The organism is Vibrio sp. AND4 (assembly GCF_000171815.1).
Classification (GTDB): domain Bacteria; phylum Pseudomonadota; class Gammaproteobacteria; order Enterobacterales; family Vibrionaceae; genus Vibrio.
Genome location: NZ_ABGR01000005.1, coordinates 13,370 through 31,161, shown reverse-complemented (window position 1 = coordinate 31,161; position 17,792 = coordinate 13,370). Strand labels below are relative to the sequence as shown.

At 46.8% G+C, this 17,792-nt stretch carries 14 protein-coding genes; all 14 read right to left on the bottom strand.

Annotated elements, in window-relative coordinates; all coding sequences use genetic code 11:
* Positions 1 to 86 precede the first annotated feature (86 nt).
* Positions 87 to 1,418 carry a tRNA lysidine(34) synthetase TilS gene (gene tilS, locus AND4_RS08135; RefSeq protein ID WP_043991565.1) on the bottom strand — a complete coding sequence of 444 codons (1,332 nt, stop codon included), beginning with the start codon at positions 1,416 to 1,418 and terminating at the stop codon, positions 87 to 89.
* Positions 1,419 to 1,555: 137 nt separating this feature from the next.
* Positions 1,556 to 2,515: an acetyl-CoA carboxylase carboxyl transferase subunit alpha gene (gene accA, locus AND4_RS08130; RefSeq protein ID WP_009842473.1), complete on the bottom strand. Its 960-nt coding sequence runs from the start codon at positions 2,513 to 2,515 to the stop codon at positions 1,556 to 1,558.
* 46 nt (positions 2,516 to 2,561) lie between these two features.
* Positions 2,562 to 6,041 (bottom strand): DNA polymerase III subunit alpha, encoded by a 3,480-nt coding sequence (gene dnaE, locus AND4_RS08125; protein ID WP_009842472.1) that lies wholly within the window; start codon positions 6,039 to 6,041, stop codon positions 2,562 to 2,564.
* A 91-nt stretch (positions 6,042 to 6,132) separates the two neighbouring features.
* Positions 6,133 to 6,771 carry a ribonuclease HII gene (gene rnhB, locus AND4_RS08120; RefSeq protein WP_009842471.1) on the bottom strand — a complete coding sequence of 213 codons (639 nt, stop codon included), beginning with the start codon at positions 6,769 to 6,771 and terminating at the stop codon, positions 6,133 to 6,135.
* Positions 6,772 to 6,780: 9 nt separating this feature from the next.
* The gene (gene lpxB / locus AND4_RS08115; RefSeq protein ID WP_009842470.1) at positions 6,781 to 7,920 is read right to left on the bottom strand and encodes a lipid-A-disaccharide synthase; all 1,140 of its coding nucleotides are present in this window, start codon (positions 7,918 to 7,920) and stop codon (positions 6,781 to 6,783) included.
* A 165-nt stretch (positions 7,921 to 8,085) separates the two neighbouring features.
* Positions 8,086 to 8,874: an acyl-ACP--UDP-N-acetylglucosamine O-acyltransferase gene (lpxA, locus tag AND4_RS08110; RefSeq protein ID WP_009842469.1), complete on the bottom strand. Its 789-nt coding sequence runs from the start codon at positions 8,872 to 8,874 to the stop codon at positions 8,086 to 8,088.
* Between the two features lies 1 nt (position 8,875).
* Positions 8,876 to 9,328 carry a 3-hydroxyacyl-ACP dehydratase FabZ gene (gene fabZ, locus AND4_RS08105; protein ID WP_009707417.1) on the bottom strand — a complete coding sequence of 151 codons (453 nt, stop codon included), beginning with the start codon at positions 9,326 to 9,328 and terminating at the stop codon, positions 8,876 to 8,878.
* Between the two features lie 173 nt (positions 9,329 to 9,501).
* On the bottom strand, positions 9,502 to 10,533 hold the full coding sequence (lpxD, locus tag AND4_RS08100; protein WP_009842468.1) for a UDP-3-O-(3-hydroxymyristoyl)glucosamine N-acyltransferase: 1,032 nt from the start codon (positions 10,531 to 10,533) through the stop codon (positions 9,502 to 9,504).
* A gap of 6 nt (positions 10,534 to 10,539) precedes the next feature.
* The gene (locus tag AND4_RS08095; protein ID WP_043991576.1) at positions 10,540 to 11,049 is read right to left on the bottom strand and encodes an OmpH family outer membrane protein; all 510 of its coding nucleotides are present in this window, start codon (positions 11,047 to 11,049) and stop codon (positions 10,540 to 10,542) included.
* Positions 11,050 to 11,062: 13 nt separating this feature from the next.
* Positions 11,063 to 13,477: an outer membrane protein assembly factor BamA gene (gene bamA / locus AND4_RS08090; RefSeq protein WP_009842466.1), complete on the bottom strand. Its 2,415-nt coding sequence runs from the start codon at positions 13,475 to 13,477 to the stop codon at positions 11,063 to 11,065.
* A 44-nt stretch (positions 13,478 to 13,521) separates the two neighbouring features.
* Positions 13,522 to 14,880, bottom strand: a complete 1,359-nt coding sequence (rseP, locus tag AND4_RS08085) for a sigma E protease regulator RseP (protein ID WP_009842465.1) — start codon at positions 14,878 to 14,880, stop codon at positions 13,522 to 13,524.
* Between the two features lie 2 nt (positions 14,881 to 14,882).
* On the bottom strand, positions 14,883 to 16,088 hold the full coding sequence (gene ispC, locus AND4_RS08080; protein WP_009842464.1) for a 1-deoxy-D-xylulose-5-phosphate reductoisomerase: 1,206 nt from the start codon (positions 16,086 to 16,088) through the stop codon (positions 14,883 to 14,885).
* 51 nt (positions 16,089 to 16,139) lie between these two features.
* The gene (locus AND4_RS08075) at positions 16,140 to 16,982 is read right to left on the bottom strand and encodes a phosphatidate cytidylyltransferase (protein WP_009842463.1); all 843 of its coding nucleotides are present in this window, start codon (positions 16,980 to 16,982) and stop codon (positions 16,140 to 16,142) included.
* Between the two features lie 11 nt (positions 16,983 to 16,993).
* The gene (locus AND4_RS08070; protein ID WP_009842462.1) at positions 16,994 to 17,749 is read right to left on the bottom strand and encodes an isoprenyl transferase; all 756 of its coding nucleotides are present in this window, start codon (positions 17,747 to 17,749) and stop codon (positions 16,994 to 16,996) included.
* Positions 17,750 to 17,792: the final 43 nt, after the last annotated feature.

Here is a 17,792-nt window from a genome sequence, read left to right as displayed (position 1 = left end):
CATTCAATCCTTGTTGTCGGGACGCAACTGAAAACCCAGACACTAGTGGAATTTATTTACCGATAAGTGCAACAAAGTCATTAGGATTACAATAACTTTCGCCAGACAAGCTCACAGTCTTGACCACTGAATGCTCGGTCAACAAACAAATCCCCAACCGCTACCACCTTATCTTGATACATTAAAATCGGGATTTGACGACGCAACCAGCTCGGCACCTTGTACTCTTGGAACAGCTTTTTCAACTTGCGGCTGTGATTCCGCGTGGCTGGATGCGCAGAGAGTCCTTCTGGGTTAAACGTCACTTTGAGCAGTTCTGGCTGAGGCGGCAAGGCAATATTGGCTTGCTCTGAGCGGGTACTCAAAGTAAGCACCCCCAGCTGCTTCGGCAACACCAAAGCCATATCGGTGTGAATATCGCTGCGCCACGTCGTGACATCAGCCGTTTCAGTTACCCAATACAGGCAATTTTGAAAACGGCGCACCTCTCCTTGCTTAAGTTGTAGCTTGGGGTTGGCGTCTTGCTGCGCTAACGCGACTTCATTCCAGATTAAATTAAGCTGCACTTGCGTTGGCATACTGGCATTGAGTTTAGCCAGCCACATACGCACCAACCGCGCACGAGCCAATTCACTGTGCAAAGATAGCTCTCCAATACTCAAGCTCAAATCACTTTGTAGCGCACGCTCAAACACCGCATCAAGCAGCTCATCCAGCAAGGCTTCCTGTTGAGCACACAATGCAGCGCTGCGCTGCACCGCATGGTGGATACTCGGCCAACGTTCAGAGAGCGTTGGGAGGATCCGGTGGCGAAGGAAGTTACGATCGAAACGCGTGTCTTGATTACTTTCGTCTTCTACCCAATCTAGCCCTTGCTCCTTCGCTACGGCCTCAATTTGCTCACGCTTGACGGTGAGGAAAGGACGAACCAAGGTGCCATCAGCAAACGGCATACTTTCTGCCATTGACGATAAACCTTTCGGGCCACTGCCACGCTTCAATGCTAACAAGAAGGTTTCGACTTGATCATCGGCGTGTTGTCCCGTCAGCAATAAATCACCCGCTTGGATGTGCTTGGCCAGCGCCTGATATCGCGCATCACGAGCCAACAGCTCGATGCTTTCGCCACTTTGGGTGTCTAGAGTCACTCGCTCAACGAAGCAGGTCATTCCTACCTGCTTTGCCCAAGTCAAACATTTGGCCGCCCACTCATCCGCGTTCGCACTCAAACCATGGTGCACATAAACAGCGTGACAATGAATTGGGTTGCTATCTGTGGCATTCACTTGCTGATAACGACTCAGCAGTTCGAGCATAAGACGTGAATCTATCCCACCACTAAACGCCAAGACAATCTTGGCTCCGGGCCGATAATAGTGGTCGAGCACTTGAGCACATTGCGAGTAGAGCGATTCCATAAACCATCCGAAAGAAATAAAAAAGGGCTGGACTTCTGCCCAACCCTTCTTATTTTATCTGTTATCTTGCAAAAGTTCAGCTAACGCTTGCGGCAACCATAATTTAGCTTGAGCTGCGCTTTAGCAGTGACCGCAATTTAGCAATAACCGTAGCTCATTAGCCGCTGGTAACGACGCTCAAGTAACATTTCGTGGCCAAGTTGCTCAAGATCTTCTAGCTGACGAAGCAAGTTGGCTTTCATGTTTTCAGCCATTTGAACATGGTCACGGTGAGCACCACCCAGTGGCTCTTCGATAATTTCATCGATAAGACCAAGTTCCTTAAGGCGTGGAGCGGTTAGGCCCATCGCTTCTGCTGCTTGTGGCGCTTTGTCTGAATCACGCCATAAGATTGAAGCACAACCTTCTGGAGAGATCACTGAGTACGTTGAGTACTGAAGCATGTTTACATAGTCACCCACACCAATCGCAAGTGCACCACCGGAGCCACCTTCACCAACAACATTACAAATGACTGGCACTTTGAGGCCAGACATCACTTTCAGGTTGGTTGCGATAGCTTCAGACTGGCCGCGCTCTTCAGCGCCAACGCCTGGGTATGCACCCGCAGTGTCGATAAACGTGATGATTGGCATATTGAAACGCTCTGCCATCTCCATCAGGCGTCGTGCTTTACGGTAACCTTCTGGTTTAGGCATACCAAAGTTACGCTTCACTTTTTCTTTGGTTTCGCGGCCTTTTTGGTGACCAATGATCATCACTGGTCGGCCTTCAAGACGTGCTATACCACCAACAATGGCTTTGTCGTCTGCGAACGCACGGTCACCCGCTAATTCATCAAACTCTTCAAATGCGTGTTGAATGTAATCCAATGTATATGGACGTAAAGGGTGACGAGCCAATTGAGCTGTTTCCCATGCACCTAGGTTGCTAAAGGTTTTTTTCTTAAGTTCTAGGCTCTTTTTCTCTAGCTGTTCGATTTCTTTATCAAGGTCAATCGCAGAATCACCACCGTGACGAGATACGTCGCGCAGTGCTTCAATCTTTGCTTCTAGTTCTGCAATTGGCTTTTCAAATTCAAGAAAGTTTAGGCTCATCTATGAATCCTTTTTGACTCAGCGTCTTACGTATCGCACTGAATTTTTAGTTAAATTCGAGTTCTACTTGGCCTTTACCAAGTAGCTGTTTTAAATCGTCTAGCAATGTGTCTGTTGGCGTTACTCGCCATTCGGTGCCCAATGTTAACCGCGCTCTGGCGTCGGCACGCTGGTAGTATACATTGACAGGTACGGTTCCGGCTTTATGCGGTTCTAAAATACGAGTAAATTGTTCAAAGAATTTATCGTTAATCTGGCTAGCATCAACAGATATCGACAAACCACGTGCGTATTTTTCACGTGCAGTACCCAGATCCATAACTTCACGCGCCGACATTTTAAGGCCACCGTTGAAGTCATCAAAGCTGACCTGTCCAGAAACGACCAAAATTTTATCTTTTTCGAGAAGTTCTGCATACCTATCGAGCGAATCCGAGAACAACATGACTTCCATTCGACCACTTCGATCGTCAAGAGTCATGATGCCGATGCGCGATCCACGTTTGGTTGTCATCACGCGAGCGGCAATAACCAAACCCGCGACTGTCACGGATTGATCGCGACGTGTTGGGGTCGCGTCTTTTAGTCGACAACTAACGTATTTATTTAGTTCCTTTATGTAAGCGTTTACTGGGTGCCCGGTCAAATATAAGCCGAGCGTCTCTCGTTCACCCTCTAACCATACTTTTTCTGGCCATGCTGGCACTTGAGTATACTTGTGTTCCACTTCCTCAGGCGCGTCAGTCAGCACACCGAACATGTCAGTCTGACCAAAGGCCTCAGCTTGGTGGTGTTGGCTTGCCGCTTTCACTGCATCATTGAGCGATGCCATTAATGCCGCGCGGTGAGGGCCAAGCCTATCGAGTGCCCCCGCATAAATCAGTTTTTCAATAACCCGTTTGTTGACCTTTTTCAGGTCGATACGTGCACAAAAATCGAAAAGGTCAATAAAGTGACCGCCTTTATTACGCGCTTCTAAAATCGCATCAATTGGGCCCTCACCCACGCCTTTAATCGCACCGATACCGTAAACAATGGCACCGCTTTGATCTACGTTAAAACGGTATAGACCAGCGTTAATATCTGGCGGCAAGACAGTCAGTTTCATGCGGAAACATTCGTCGACCAGGCCAACAACCTTCTCAGTGTTATCCATATCGGCAGTCATTACCGCTGCCATGAACTCTGCTGGGAAGTGCGTCTTTAGCCATAAGGTCTGGTAAGAAACCAATGCGTAAGCGGCCGAGTGCGATTTGTTAAAACCGTAACCTGCGAACTTCTCCACCAAGTCGAAGATCTTCATCGCCAACTCGCCATCGACGCCATTGGCAATTGCCCCCTCTTCAAAGGTGGCGCGCTGTTTGGCCATTTCTTCCGGTTTTTTCTTACCCATCGCACGACGAAGCATGTCTGCGCCACCAAGGGTGTAGCCAGATAATACCTGTGCAATCTGCATTACCTGTTCTTGATACAGGATGATGCCGTAAGTTGGATCGAGAATTTCTTTAAGCGATTCGTGTTGCCATTTTTCGTCTGGGTAAGAGATCGCTTCTCGGCCGTGTTTACGGTCGATAAAGTTATCTACCATGCCCGACTGTAGCGGACCTGGACGGAAAAGAGCAACGAGTGCGATGATGTCTTCAAAACAGTCCGGTTGAAGACGTTTGATCAGCTCTTTCATACCACGCGATTCAAGCTGGAATACCGCAGTGGTCTCTGAGTTTTGTAACAGGCGGAAAGACGCCGCATCAACCAGCGGGATTGACTCTATCTGAATAGGCTCTTTACCTTCACGTTCAAGGCGTGGGTTTATCAGACCCAGCGCCCAGTCGATGATGGTTAGAGTTCGCAACCCTAAGAAGTCAAACTTAACCAGACCTGCCGTTTCTACGTCGTTCTTATCGAACTGTGTGACTGGGAAATGACCTTCCGCATCAGCATAAATCGGCGCAAAATCGGTGATCGTGGTGGGTGAGATTACCACCCCACCCGCGTGCTTACCGGCGTTTCGTGTACAACCTTCTAGGATGCGACACTTGTCGATAAGCTCTTTGACTTCCTCATCCGCATCATAGAGCTCGGGGAGCGCTGGTTCGGCTTTAAATGCTTTCTCTAGCGTCATGCCTGGGTCAGGCGGAACCAGTTTAGAGATGCGGTCAACAAAGCCAAATGGGTGACCCAACACACGGCCAACGTCACGAATTACCGCTTTCGCTGCCATGGTACCAAAGGTGATGATCTGCGACACCGCATCACGACCGTACATTTCGGCTACGTGATCAATAACTTGGTCACGTTTATCCATACAGAAGTCGACATCAAAATCGGGCATGGAGACACGTTCAGGGTTCAAGAAACGTTCGAATAGCAGGTCATATTCCAATGGATCAAGGTCGGTGATCTTCAGTGCATATGCGACCAAAGAACCCGCACCCGAGCCACGACCCGGTCCAACTGGAATCGAATTATCCTTCGACCACTGGATGAATTCCATTACGATCAAGAAGTAACCCGGGAAGCCCATTTGGTTGATTACATCGAGTTCGATTTGCAGACGATCATCGTATTCAGGGCGACGCTGCTTGCGCTCTTCCTCATCTGGGAACAGGAACTCTAAACGCTCTTCCAGACCTTCGCGAGACTTCATGACCAAGAAGTCGGTCTCTTCCATACCTTCAGTTGGGAAGGCAGGTAGGAAATATTCACCCAAACGTACTGTCACATTACAACGCTTGGCAATTTCAACACTGTTTTCTAACGCTTCCGGAATGTCGGCAAACAGCTCACACATTTCCTCTTCAGTACGCAAGTATTGTTCTGGGCTGTAGTTCTTTGGACGACGCGGATCTTCGAGCGTATAACCATCATGGATCGCCACACGAATTTCGTGCGCGTCAAATAGCTCTTCGCCGATAAACACCACTTCGTTGGTCGCCACAACGGGCAACTGAGTTTCATTTGCGAACTCAACAGCAAAGTGCAGGTACGTTTCCTCGTCTGGACGACCTGTGCGAACCAGTTCTAAATAGAAACGGTCTGGGAAATATTCTTGGTAAAACGCCACACAGCTCTCTGCTACTGTACGGTTACCCTTAAGTAACGCTTTACCAATTTCACCATTTTTCGCACCAGAAAGCACAATCAAACCTTCAGATAACTCTGCCAACCAAGTCTTATCGATAACGGGTTGATGCTGCACGTGACCACGTAGGTAAGCTTTTGAAATCAAAAGCGTCAGATTTTTGTAACCTTCGTTATTTGCCGCAAGTAATGTTAATTGCGTCAGCTCCTCGCCAAACTCATCCGATTGCATTTTGAAATCGGCACCAATGATTGGCTTCACACCATTGCCGTGCGCAGCACCGTAATACTTTACCAAACCGCATAGGTTCGTAAAATCGGTCAACGCCATTGCTGGCATGCCCAGTTCGGCGACTTTCTTAACGAGCGGTGGAACTTTGTTGATACCATCCACCATCGAGTAATCACTGTGGACTCGAAGGTGAATGAACTTGGGATCTGACATTAACAGGTACCGTAAACTAAATCTTATTTGGGATTCTAACCTAAAGCGGGCGCGGTTTATAATACCGATACGCCCATTGTCCTATTTTGCTTTATTCTTCGATGCCGAGCGCTTTCTTTACGGGCTTGAAGCTCTTACGGTGTTGGCTGATCACACCGTGTCGCTCAATCGCTTCGAAGTGAGCTTTGGTCGGGTAACCTTTGTGCTGAGCAAAACCGAATTGCGGATAGTGTTTATCCAGTTCTTCCATCTCTTGGTCGCGAACCACTTTTGCAATGATCGACGCTGCGCTGATTTCAGCCACGCGCAAATCGCCTTTCACTACGGCTTGCGAGTCCATGGGTAATTCAGGGCAGCGATTACCGTCGATAAGCGCAAGGTCTGGCTGAACTTTCAAACCCTCAATGGCACGCTGCATGGCAACCATTGTCGCCTGCAGGATGTTGAGCTCATCAATTTCTTCGGGAGAACAGCGGCCTACCGCCCATGCCAACGCTTTCTCTTTGATTTCTGGCAGCAATGCAAGACGTTTTTTCTCGCTCAGCTTTTTCGAGTCGTTTAGGCCTTCGATTGGGTTATTTGGATCCAAGATAACCGCCGCGGTAACAACATCGCCCACCAAAGGACCACGCCCTACCTCATCAACACCCGCAATCAACTGATAGCCTTGCGGATATTCAAACGGCGCTAATTCTACTTTTGCTTTGGTCGTTTTGGGTTTTACAGCCATGGTAATTCTCTATTTTTCAATCAGTTTTAGAACCGCATTTGCGGCTTGTTGATCCGCACCTTTGCGAATCCAATGATGCATTTCAGTAAACTTATCCAGCATTTCTCGATTATCGCTCTCTAGTAAGCGGGATACTTCATTGAATAAGTTGTCTGATGTGCAGTCATCTTGCAGATATTCTTTCACCAGTTCAGTATCTGCCAGAATGTTCGGTAGAGAAACATACTTGGTTTTCAACAAACGCTGAGCGAGGAAAGCGGTCACACGATTGACACGGTAACCCACCACCATTGGGCGTTTAAGCAACATGCATTCTAACGCAACGGTTCCGGATGCAAGCATCACGGCGTCTGACGCGGTAATCACGTTACGTGCCGTATCGTCCACAAGTTTGAAGTCAAGCTCAGGCGCGTGTTCTTTCCATGCCTGTTCGAATTGTTCGCGACGCTTCTGGTTTACAAGCGCAACGACGAAGCCAAGATCTGGGAACTTATGATGCAACTTCTTACAGGTTTCAATAAACGGTTGAGAAAGCATTTTCAGCTCGCTGCCACGACTGCCCGGCAGTACAGCCAACCACTGTCTGTCTTGCTCTAAACCTAACAATTCACGTGCTGGTGCTTTTTCAGAACTCAGTGGAATCGCATCTGCTAATGTGTGACCAATGAATTCACACGGCACATTGAATTTATCGTAGAAAACTTTTTCAAATGGTAAAAACGCCAATACTAGGTTGGTCGCCGCTTCGATCTTAAAGATGCGCTTTTGACGCCACGCCCAAACCGACGGGCTGACATAATGTACGGTTTTAATGCCGGTTTTTTTAAGGTCTAGTTCGACACGCAAGTTAAAATCTGGTGCATCGATGCCAACGAAAATATCCGGCGGATTTTGCGTGAAGTATTTCACGAGCTCAGCTTTGACTTTGAGCAGTCTTGGCAAGCGACCTAGCACTTCCACTAAACCCATCACGGCCAGCTCTTCCATATCGAAAAGAGACTCGCAGCCTTGTGCCATCATTTTAGGGCCACCAATACCAACAAACTCGGCGTCTGGGTATTGCTGTTTTACTGCTTTGATAAAGCCTTCACCTAGCGTGTCGCCAGACAGTTCTCCGGCAATGATGCCGATACGTAATGGTTTTTCCATATCTTCTTCGCTATTTATTCTGTGCGCTATGGATAACGGTCTGCCCTATGTGCCTATACAAATGTACCGATACAAACGTAAGCTACAAACCCTTGTCCATAAAACACAAAAAGACCGCAGCCCAAGTTGGGCGCGATCTTTTCAAATTAACCGCTCTTTCGTTGATTAACGAATGATGCCACGTTCCGTTGTTTCCAGAATGTCTGAGAAACGTTTTACTGCCGGCCATTCTTGCGCCATCTCAGCAATAATGGGTTTCACTTCTTCCATCGTCTTACCTGAGCGGTAGATTTCTTTGTACGCTTTTTGCAGCGCGCGAATCTCTGGTTTTTCAAAACCATTACGCTTCAAGCCGACTAGGTTTAAACCAAATGGTGCTGCATGGTTACCTTGCGCCAATACATAAGCTGGTACGTCTTGCACGACAGCAGAACAGCCACCAATGTATGCGTAAGCGCCCACGGTACAAAATGGATGAATCGCAGAAAGTGCCATTACGCCAGCGTGATCATCAACGGTTACGTGACCACCAAGAATCGCATTGTTGCCGATGTGAGTGTGGTTGCCAACGACAACGTCGTGGGCAATGTGCGCATTGACACAAAGCAGATTATCGTCACCGATCACCGTTGTTGCTTTATCTTGCACCGTGCCACGATGTACTTGAACAGCCTCACGGATCACGTTTCGATCACCAATAACCACCGTTGTATCTTCACCACCGTACTTTTTGTCTTGGTTCTCTTCGCCAATCACAGCGTGTGGAAAAATACGGTTATCTTTACCAATCTTAGTGTGACCTTTGATAACGACATGAGACATGACTTCTGTGCCTTCACCAATCTCAACTGTAGAAGTGATGTACGTGAAGGGACCAACTGTCACGTTAGCGCCAATTATCGCGCCTTCCTCTACCACCGCACCTGGGTGGATTTTAGCGGTTTCATGAATCATATTAAAACTCTCGACGAGCACACTTCAGCTCAGCTGAACATACCACTTCGCCGTCAACCTTCGCTACACCTTTGAATGCAGCAATGCCGCGACGCTCTTTCAAAAATTCGACTTCAATAATCATTTGATCGCCTGGTACTACTGGCTTGCGGAATTTTGCTCCGTCGACACTTGCGAAATAGTACAGTTCGTTTTCAGTTGGCGCGCCAAATGATTTAAATGCAAGCAGGCCAGTCGCCTGCGCCATTGCTTCTAAAATGAGGACACCCGGGAATACTGGTAGCTGTGGAAAGTGACCTGTGAACTGAGGTTCGTTAACCGACACGTTTTTGATTGCATGAAGGTACTTCTCTTCTTGGAAGTCAATCACACGATCGATCAATAAGAATGGGTAGCGATGAGGCAATAGCTCTTGAATTTCAGAGATGTTCATCGTTTTCTTTTCAGTAGTCAAAGTCGTCTTCCTATTTCAATTCTCACCAACCAAGATGGCAAGCCTGTGGCAAATGCCATTTCAGCGCTAATCGCCTGCAAAGTGCATACCAGCTTGGTGATAAATCTAATTATAGCGCGTCATTATAGAAGAAAAAGACTCGCATTTCGCGAGTCTTTGTTCAAAATATGGAACTAAGATTCTTGTTTCGTTTCCAGCTGTTTTTCGACGGCTTTCAAACGTTTATTCATCTCATCAATACGATGAACTCGAGTCGCGGTTTTACGCCACTCTCGATTGGTTTGCAGTGGAATACCTGATGAGTACAAGCCTTTCTCTTCGATACTGCGCATCACCATTCCCATACCGGTGATAGCAACCCCATCTGCAATCGTGATGTGACCATTCAGAACCGACGCGCCGCCGATCTGACAGTACTTACCAATTTTGGTACTGCCCGCGACAATAGTACCACCTGGCATCACAGTACCATATCCGATCTGCACGTTATGAGCGATTTGAAGCTGGTTATCTAGGATTACGTTATCTTCGATTATGGTGTCTTCAAGTGCACCACGGTCAATCGTAGTGCATGCACCGATCTCAACACGGTTACCGATACGCACTGAACCCAACTGAGGGATCTTGATCCACTCGCCTTTATCATTTGCGTAGCCGAAACCATCAGAGCCAATGACTGCACCAGATTGGACTAGACAGTCATCGCCCATTGAGACTTCATGATAGACAGTCACATTAGCCCAAAGCTTAGTGTTATCACCTAGCTTTGCATTTTTACCGATAAAACAACCTGCACCCACGCTTACGTTGTCGCCAAGCTCTACACCAGTTTCAATGACTGCATTTGCGCCGATGGTTACGTTAGTCCCCATCTTCACATCTGCTGCGATAACCGCACTTGGGGCAATCTCGTCAGCAGGCTTCGGAGTGGTGTCCATGGCTTGCACTACTCGAGCAAACGCGATGTAAGGGTCTGCCACAACCAATACGTTGCCCACACATTGGTCTTTGTGATCGGCTTTCACCATCACGACGGTTGCCTTACACTCAGAAAGGTGCTTTGCGTACTTTGGGTTAGACAAGAAGGTGACGTCACCTTCTCGTGCTTTATCCATTGGGGCGACACGGCTTATGACGAGAGACTCGTCACCAACTAGCTCACCCCCAGTAATTGTCGCCAGCTCGGCTAATGTTAATGTCTTCATAACTTCTTATTTAAGTGCTTTAATAACGGCTTCAGAGATGTTGTATTCTGGCTTACCGTACTGAAGAGAAGAGGTATCGATTACCATGTCGTAGCCTTTCTGCTTTGCTACTTTCTCTACAGCCTGTTGAATCTTTTTGAATAGCTTCGCTTTCTCTTCAGCTTCACGACGAGCGCCTTCTTTTTCTAGAGTTTGCGCTTTCACTTTGTATTCGCTGTCTAGTTTAGCGATATCGATTCGTAGCTTTTGAACTTCATCTTTACCAAGAAGCTCACCATCACGTTGTAGCTTGTCGATCTTAGTCTTAGCGCGTGTTTGAATAGACTTCAGCTCGTCTGCCTTGCCTTTAAAGTCTTTCTGCATTTTTTGCACAACGACTTCACGTTGAGGAAGCGCTTGGAAAATTTGAGCAGTATTTACATAAGCGATTTTTTGAGCCGCTTCTGCCGCGTTTGCGAACATTGAAGAGCTAAGTACTAGAAGGCCTAGGCCAACTGCTTTGATTGTTTTATTCAAAATATTTTCCTCTTTAGAAGGTTCTACCGATAGTGAACGTGAAGAACTCTTCATCGTCGCCATCATATTTCTTAATTGGTTTCGCTAGCGAGAATACTAGAGGCCCCATTGGAGACATCCATTGCAACGCCGCACCATAAGATGAGCGATAGTTGGTTGGATCTGAGTAATCATAATAATAACTAGCGCCATGGGTTTTTCTATCTTCTCGATAATCAAACTCTGTATCCCAAACACTCGCCATATCGAAGAAGATACTGGTACGAACTTGGTTACGTACTTCGTCCGAAGCAAATGGTGTTGGTACAATCAACTCTAGGCTTGCTAATGCGACGGCGTTACCACCAACAGCATCATCGGTTGCGATATCCTCACCGTTATTCGAGTTAGAGGTGTCACGGTAAACCGCTTTCGGACCTACGGAGTTCGAACCGAAACCGCGCAGAGTCGAAAAACCACCCGCGTAGTAGTTTTCATAGAACGGGAACAAGTTATCATTGCCATCTGTTTGGCCATAACCATTGCCGTAGCCTAAGCGACCACGGAACAAGAGTGTGAACTCATGTTTCTTGGTCAGCGGTACGTATTGACGAACATCATACTGCATCTTGAAATATTGAACGTCAGAGCCAGGTACGGTCATCTTATAAAACGCACGTTGGTGGTTACCCGCGGTTGGGAAGTAGCCACGATTTAGGTTATTGCGAGTCCAAGAGATGTTAAAGTCAAAATCATTGGTGTTCAACGCACCATTAGCGTCAATGTTGTCAGCTTGGGCCAACAAGAACTGCTCAACCTGTAAGTAAGGTGACAAATTACCGATCTTGTTGTGGGTGTAACCAACCCCAAACTCAAAGCGGTTCAGTTCGTCGAATGGGAATCCCCACGTCAAACTTGTGCCATAACTTTGGTTGGTATAGTCGACGATACCCGCTTCCGAAGCTTCAAACTCATCGTAGAAAATCTTACCGCCCAAGCTGACACCATCAAGGTTCCAGTAAGGGTCACGGAAATCTAAACTCACGTTTTTCTGATAGTCGTTCATCATCGCGTTAATACCAACGCGGTTACCGCTACCAATAAAGTTGTCTTGTTGTAGGCCAACTTGGAAGCTCACGCCCGATTCTGTACCGTAGCCAACACCGAAGTTCACGCTGCCCGAGTTCGCTTCTTTTACAGAGTAAACTAGGTCAACTTGATCATCGCTACCCGGTACACGGACCGTTTGTACGTCTACATTTTCGAAGTAACCAAGTCGGTTAAGACGTGTTTTACCGGTTTCGATTGATTTTGAGTTTAACCAGCTGCCTTCCATTTGACGCATCTCACGGCGCAACACTTCATCTTTTGTTGAGTTGTTACCCGTGAAACGAATATCACGAACATAAATGCGGTTGCCAGGATCAACGTTTACTACCAGTGATACTTGCTTGTTTTCATCATCAAACTCAGGGATGGTGTTCACCTGTGGGTAGGCATAGCCAGATTCACCAAGCTCACGTTTGATGCTTTCTTCCATCGAAGTGACAAGCGATCCGTTGTACGTTTCGTTGTCTTCGAATGGAACCAGCTCTTCGAACGTGGCTTCTTTGCCGATCAAGCTACCGCGGAATTTCACGTCCTTAACGGTATACACATCACCTTCTTCAAGGCCAAGAGTAATGTACACGCCCTTTTTGTCGGGAGAAATCGCGACTTGCGTTGAATCAACGTTAAATTTCAGGTACCCACGGTCAAGGTAGTAAGACTTCAGCGCTTCAATATCACCAGCAAGTACTTGCTTTTGGTATTTTTCGTCCGCGAGGAAGTTCCACCAAGGAACGTCTACATTCAGGTTAAAACGAGAAAGAAGATCTTCATCAGAAAAGACTTCATTGCCGATAAAATTGATTTGCTGAATTTTTGCTGAAACACCCTCGGTGAACACAAATTTCAGATCAGAACGGTTACGAGGCAATGGAGTAACAACCGCTTTTACAGTCGCGTTGTACTTACCAACGCTATAGTAAAAGTCTTCTAAGCCCTTTTCAATATTGCTTAGTGTCGTTCGGTCAAGCGCTTCACCTTCACGCACACCAGAAGCATTGAGGTTTTCTTGTAGCTGCTCGTCCTTGATTGCTTTGTTGCCTGAGAATGAGATGCTAGCAATCGTTGGACGCTCTTTTACTTGAACAACCAACACATCACCGTTGCGCAGTACTTTCACATCCTCGAAGTTACCCGATGCGTACAGTGCACGAATGATCTCAGCCACATCGCCTTGGTCAACAGTGTCGCCAACACGGACAGGCATCTTCAGCAACGCAGCACCCAGTGCCACACGTTGCAATCCATCGATCTCAATATCTTGAACTACAAAGTTCTGTGCCCCGTTCGCAGATACACTGGTCGCCAGTAAACCTGCAAATAGAATTCGCTTAATCGCCATACTTGTTCTAATTATTCCTTGCTACTGCTTTTGTCTCTGAACTATCACAGACGAGTAAAATCATTAAATAGCGCTAACGCCATGAGCGAGAAGATAATCGCACCACCAATTCGATAACCCATTTCCTGTATTTTCTCAGGTACAGGGCGTCGGATGACGGCTTCGATTGCAAAAAACAGCAAGTGTCCACCATCCAACATTGGTAAAGGAACGAGATTAATAATACCTAGGTTAACACTTATTAGTGCCAGAAAACCTAAAAAGTACACCAGACCATAATCGGCCGTCGTACCCGCGCCTTTAGCAATAGAGATTGGTCCGCTCAAATTGTTCAGACCAATATCACCCACGATCAGTTTCTTAAGCATACTGATGGTAAGTCCAATAACCTGACCTGTTTTGTCAATCGCCTTGCCGACAGAGTCGAATACACCAAACTGTAGTTCAAAGCGATAACTTTCTGGCCATTCTGCGACTTCAGGAGCGATACCCGCAAAGCCAACAGTCTGTTTGTTAGCTAGCTCACGGCTACCTGGAATCAAGGTAAATGATTGCTCCTCACCTTGACGCAACACCATCACTTCAATCGGTATTTCTGGGTTAGCTCGAACAGCTTGAACTACCTCACCCCACTTAGAAATCTTCTGACCGTCAATTTCGATGATCTTATCAGCCACTTTTAGGCCGGCCTTCTCAGCGGCACCGCCTTCGCTCACCTGCGCCAGCTCAGTGTAAGTTTCAGGGGTGTAAGGTTTGAAACCCAACGATAACATCGCAGATTGTGTTTCGGGATCAAATTTCCAATCACGGATATCAAGCGTCTTCGTGACTTCGGAGCCAATTTCACTGGTCGAAGATAGTGTCATTGTCATCGAATCATCACCAATATGAGAAACCAATCCCATGTTGACTGATTCCCAATCCGGAGTTTTGATACCTGAGATAGATTTTAGTTCCATCCCTGATTCAATTCCTGACTCTGCAATGATTGAATTGGGTGTCACTTCACCAATTACCGGCTTCACTGCTGGTACACCAATCAAGAAAACCAGCCAGTAGGCAAAAATAGCAAAGAGAAAGTTAAAGATTGGCCCTGCAGCGACAATAGATGTGCGCTTCCAAAGTGGCTTTTGGTCAAAGGCCAAATGCTTTTCGTTTTCTGGCACCTCATCAACACGGCTGTCGACCATTTTGACGTAGCCTCCCAGCGGGATCATTGAGATGCTGTACTCTGTTCCGTCTTTGCCGACTCGACTCCAAATAGATTTACCAAAACCGATAGAAAACTTCTCAACTTTTACACCGCAACGACGCGCAACCCAAAAGTGACCATACTCGTGCACAGCCACCAAGATGCCCAGTGCAACGATAAAAGAAACCAAATTCCACAAAATACCAGTCATTATTAGCTACGCTCGCGTAAAAATTCTAAGGCGATAATCCGTGACATTCTATCTAGCTCTATCAAGCTTTCCAAGCTATTCACATTCTCACTTTTATAGCTTGCCGTTATTTTGTTCAAAACGGATTCATTGATTTGAGCGATATCAGTGAAACCTAGGCGATTATTAAGGAAGGCATCCACCGCGACTTCGTTCGAAGCATTCAATGCCGTTGTCGCATGTTGACCTTCATAACAGGCATCAATCGCCAGCTTCAAACATGGATAACGAGCAAAGTCTGGCTGAAGGAAAGTCAACTCCCCCACTTGTGTAAAGTCGAGTGGTTTTACACCAGCATCCACACGAGATGGGTAAGACATTGTCAGTGCAATCGGGGTTGCCATGTCTGGTTCACCCATCTGTGCCAAAACTGAACCATCGCGGTATTGCACCATTGAGTGAATCACAGACTGAGGATGAATGATCACTTTCAACTGTTCGCGGGCTGCATTAAACAGCCATTTTGCCTCGATGTATTCAAGACCTTTGTTCATCATAGTTGCAGAATCAACCGAGATTTTCGGCCCCATCGACCAATTCGGGTGAGCAATCGCTTGTGCTGGAGTAACCGACGCTAGATCTGCGATATCAGTGTAACGGAATGGACCGCCAGAACCAGTGAGAAGAATAGAAGAAATGCCATGCTCATCTAAGTTGCAACGACCTAGGTTAGTTTGAACTTGCTGAGGCAAACACTGGAAGATCGCGTTGTGCTCGCTATCTACTGGAAGTAGCTCTGCGCCATGTTCTTCTACTGCGTCAATGAACAATTGACCAGACATCACTAATGCTTCTTTGTTTGCCAGTAACACACGCTTGCCGGCTTTCACTGCCGCCATGGTTGGTAACAGGCCAGCAGCACCAACAATCGCCGCCATTACACTGTCGACTTCTCCTAGTGCGGACACATGGCAAAGTGCATCAACGCCACCTAACACTTCAGTGCTTGGTGCGATCGAAGCCAGTTCTGATTTCAGGGCAAGTGCCGCTGCTTTATCTGCCATTACAGCGTATTTGGGTTGCCACTTAAGGCAAAGTGCTACCATCTTTTCAACGTTGGTGCTTGCCGCTAATGCGACGATAGAAAACAGCTCTGGGTTTTGTTCAACCACTTTAAGTGTGCTTGTACCAATCGAGCCTGTTGCACCAAGAATCGTTAACTTTTGCATGATGTAAGACCGTTATAAAAATTCAGGAGCGACAAAGCCACTCCTGATAAATTAGAATACGAAGTAAAGAAGAGCAAATACTGGGAATGCAGCAGTCAGGCTGTCGATACGATCGAGAATGCCGCCGTGCCCTGGAATGATATTGCTGCTGTCTTTGATGCCTGAAACACGTTTGAACATGCTTTCTACCAGGTCACCAAGCACGGAAATCACTACGGTAATCAGAGTGATGCCCACCATGTGCATTGGACTGGTGAATTGGATATTAAACCAACTTGCGACACACCAGCCAACAAGCAATGCGGCGATAATACCGCCAATTAGACCTTCGATGGTTTTGTTTGGACTCACATGCGGCGCCATTTTACGTTTGCCCATGCTTTTACCAGCAAAGTATGCGCCACTGTCTGCCGCCCATACCAAGAAGCAAACATACAGAACAAGTTTTGCACCGTGGTATGGATCGACTGAAAAATCGGTCGCTCTAAGAATGATCACGCTCCAAAGGAAAGGGATCAAAGTCAGAAAACCAAATACATGACGAAGCACTTTGCTGCCTTGCCAAAAATTGGTGGTTTTAGGGTAAGTAATGGCCATCGCGCTTGCAATAATCCACCAAACAAAGCCAAGCCCTAAAACTGTGTAATGCGGTGCCACAAGTTGGTTAAGGCTTACAGCATCAGATGAAATAAATAGAAAGCTGATCCCAGTTACAGCAACAGCAGGCACAAGCGCAGCAATTCGTGAATTGCTTTCTGTGAACTGGGTCCACTCCCAAAAGCCTAGTAACACAATGGCAGTCAAAGCGATAATGAAGCCGAATAGGGGTAATTTAAAAATACCTAAAATTACAAGGGGAGCTAAAATTAGTGCTGTTATTATTCTTTGTTTCAAACTTAGAGTCCTTATTGAGCAGCCATCAGTGCCTTAATTTGCTCGCCAGTGCAGCCAAAACGACGCTCTCGGTCAATAAACCAAGTCACAGCTTCTATTAGGCTATCTTCGTCAAATTCAGGCCAGTACTCCGGAGTGAAGTACATTTCAGCATAAGCCATTTGCCACAGCATGAAGTTGCTAATGCGACACTCACCACTGGTGCGGATCAAAAGGTCCACCTCTGGAAGGTCAGCCATCGTCAGGTGCCGAGTAATCAACTGCTCATTGATATCCTCTACACGAATTTCACCGTTACGTGCTTTTAACGCCAACGTTTTTGTCGCCTCAGTGATGTCCCATTTACCGCCATAGTTAGCCGCAATGTTAATCACCATGCCCGTATTATTTAACGTCAATGCTTCTGCTTCGGCGATCTTACCTTGTAGTCGTTCACTAAAGCGGCTGATATCACCAATGACACGCAAGCGTAAATTGTTTTTGTGCAGCTTTTTCACTTCACTAGAAAGTACCGAGATGAAAAGTTCCATCAACAAACCGACCTCTTCTTCAGGGCGACGCCAGTTTTCACTACTGAAAGCGAACAGTGTCATGGCCTTGATACCGAGTTTAGAAGCTGTGGCAACGGTTTTACGAACGGCATTAACGCCTTTCTTATGACCGAATACGCGAGGTTTGCCTTTGGACTTAGCCCAACGACCATTACCATCCATAATGATGGCGATATGCTTGGGTAGGGAATCAGAGAAGGCTTGAGAATTTTGCATAGGGAGTTAATTGAGTTCCATCAGTTGGATAGACTAACACAAA

Bases quoted from the DNA above. Each gene is read 5' to 3' on its own strand.
- accA (WP_009842473.1), bottom strand. From the start codon at position 2,515: ATGAGCCTAAACTTTCTTGAATTTGAAAAGCCAATTGCAGAACTAGAA.
- lpxA (WP_009842469.1), bottom strand. From the start codon at position 8,874: ATGATTCATGAAACCGCTAAAATCCACCCAGGTGCGGTGGTAGAGGAA.
- dnaE (WP_009842472.1), bottom strand. From the start codon at position 6,041: ATGTCAGATCCCAAGTTCATTCACCTTCGAGTCCACAGTGATTACTCG.
- rseP (WP_009842465.1), bottom strand. From the start codon at position 14,880: ATGACTGGTATTTTGTGGAATTTGGTTTCTTTTATCGTTGCACTGGGC.
- lpxB (WP_009842470.1), bottom strand. From the start codon at position 7,920: ATGGAAAAACCATTACGTATCGGCATCATTGCCGGAGAACTGTCTGGC.
- bamA (WP_009842466.1), bottom strand. From the start codon at position 13,477: ATGGCGATTAAGCGAATTCTATTTGCAGGTTTACTGGCGACCAGTGTA.
- lpxD (WP_009842468.1), bottom strand. From the start codon at position 10,533: ATGAAGACATTAACATTAGCCGAGCTGGCGACAATTACTGGGGGTGAG.
- tilS (WP_043991565.1), bottom strand. From the start codon at position 1,418: ATGGAATCGCTCTACTCGCAATGTGCTCAAGTGCTCGACCACTATTAT.
- AND4_RS08070 (WP_009842462.1), bottom strand. From the start codon at position 17,749: ATGCAAAATTCTCAAGCCTTCTCTGATTCCCTACCCAAGCATATCGCC.
- rnhB (WP_009842471.1), bottom strand. From the start codon at position 6,771: ATGGCTGTAAAACCCAAAACGACCAAAGCAAAAGTAGAATTAGCGCCG.
- ispC (WP_009842464.1), bottom strand. From the start codon at position 16,088: ATGCAAAAGTTAACGATTCTTGGTGCAACAGGCTCGATTGGTACAAGC.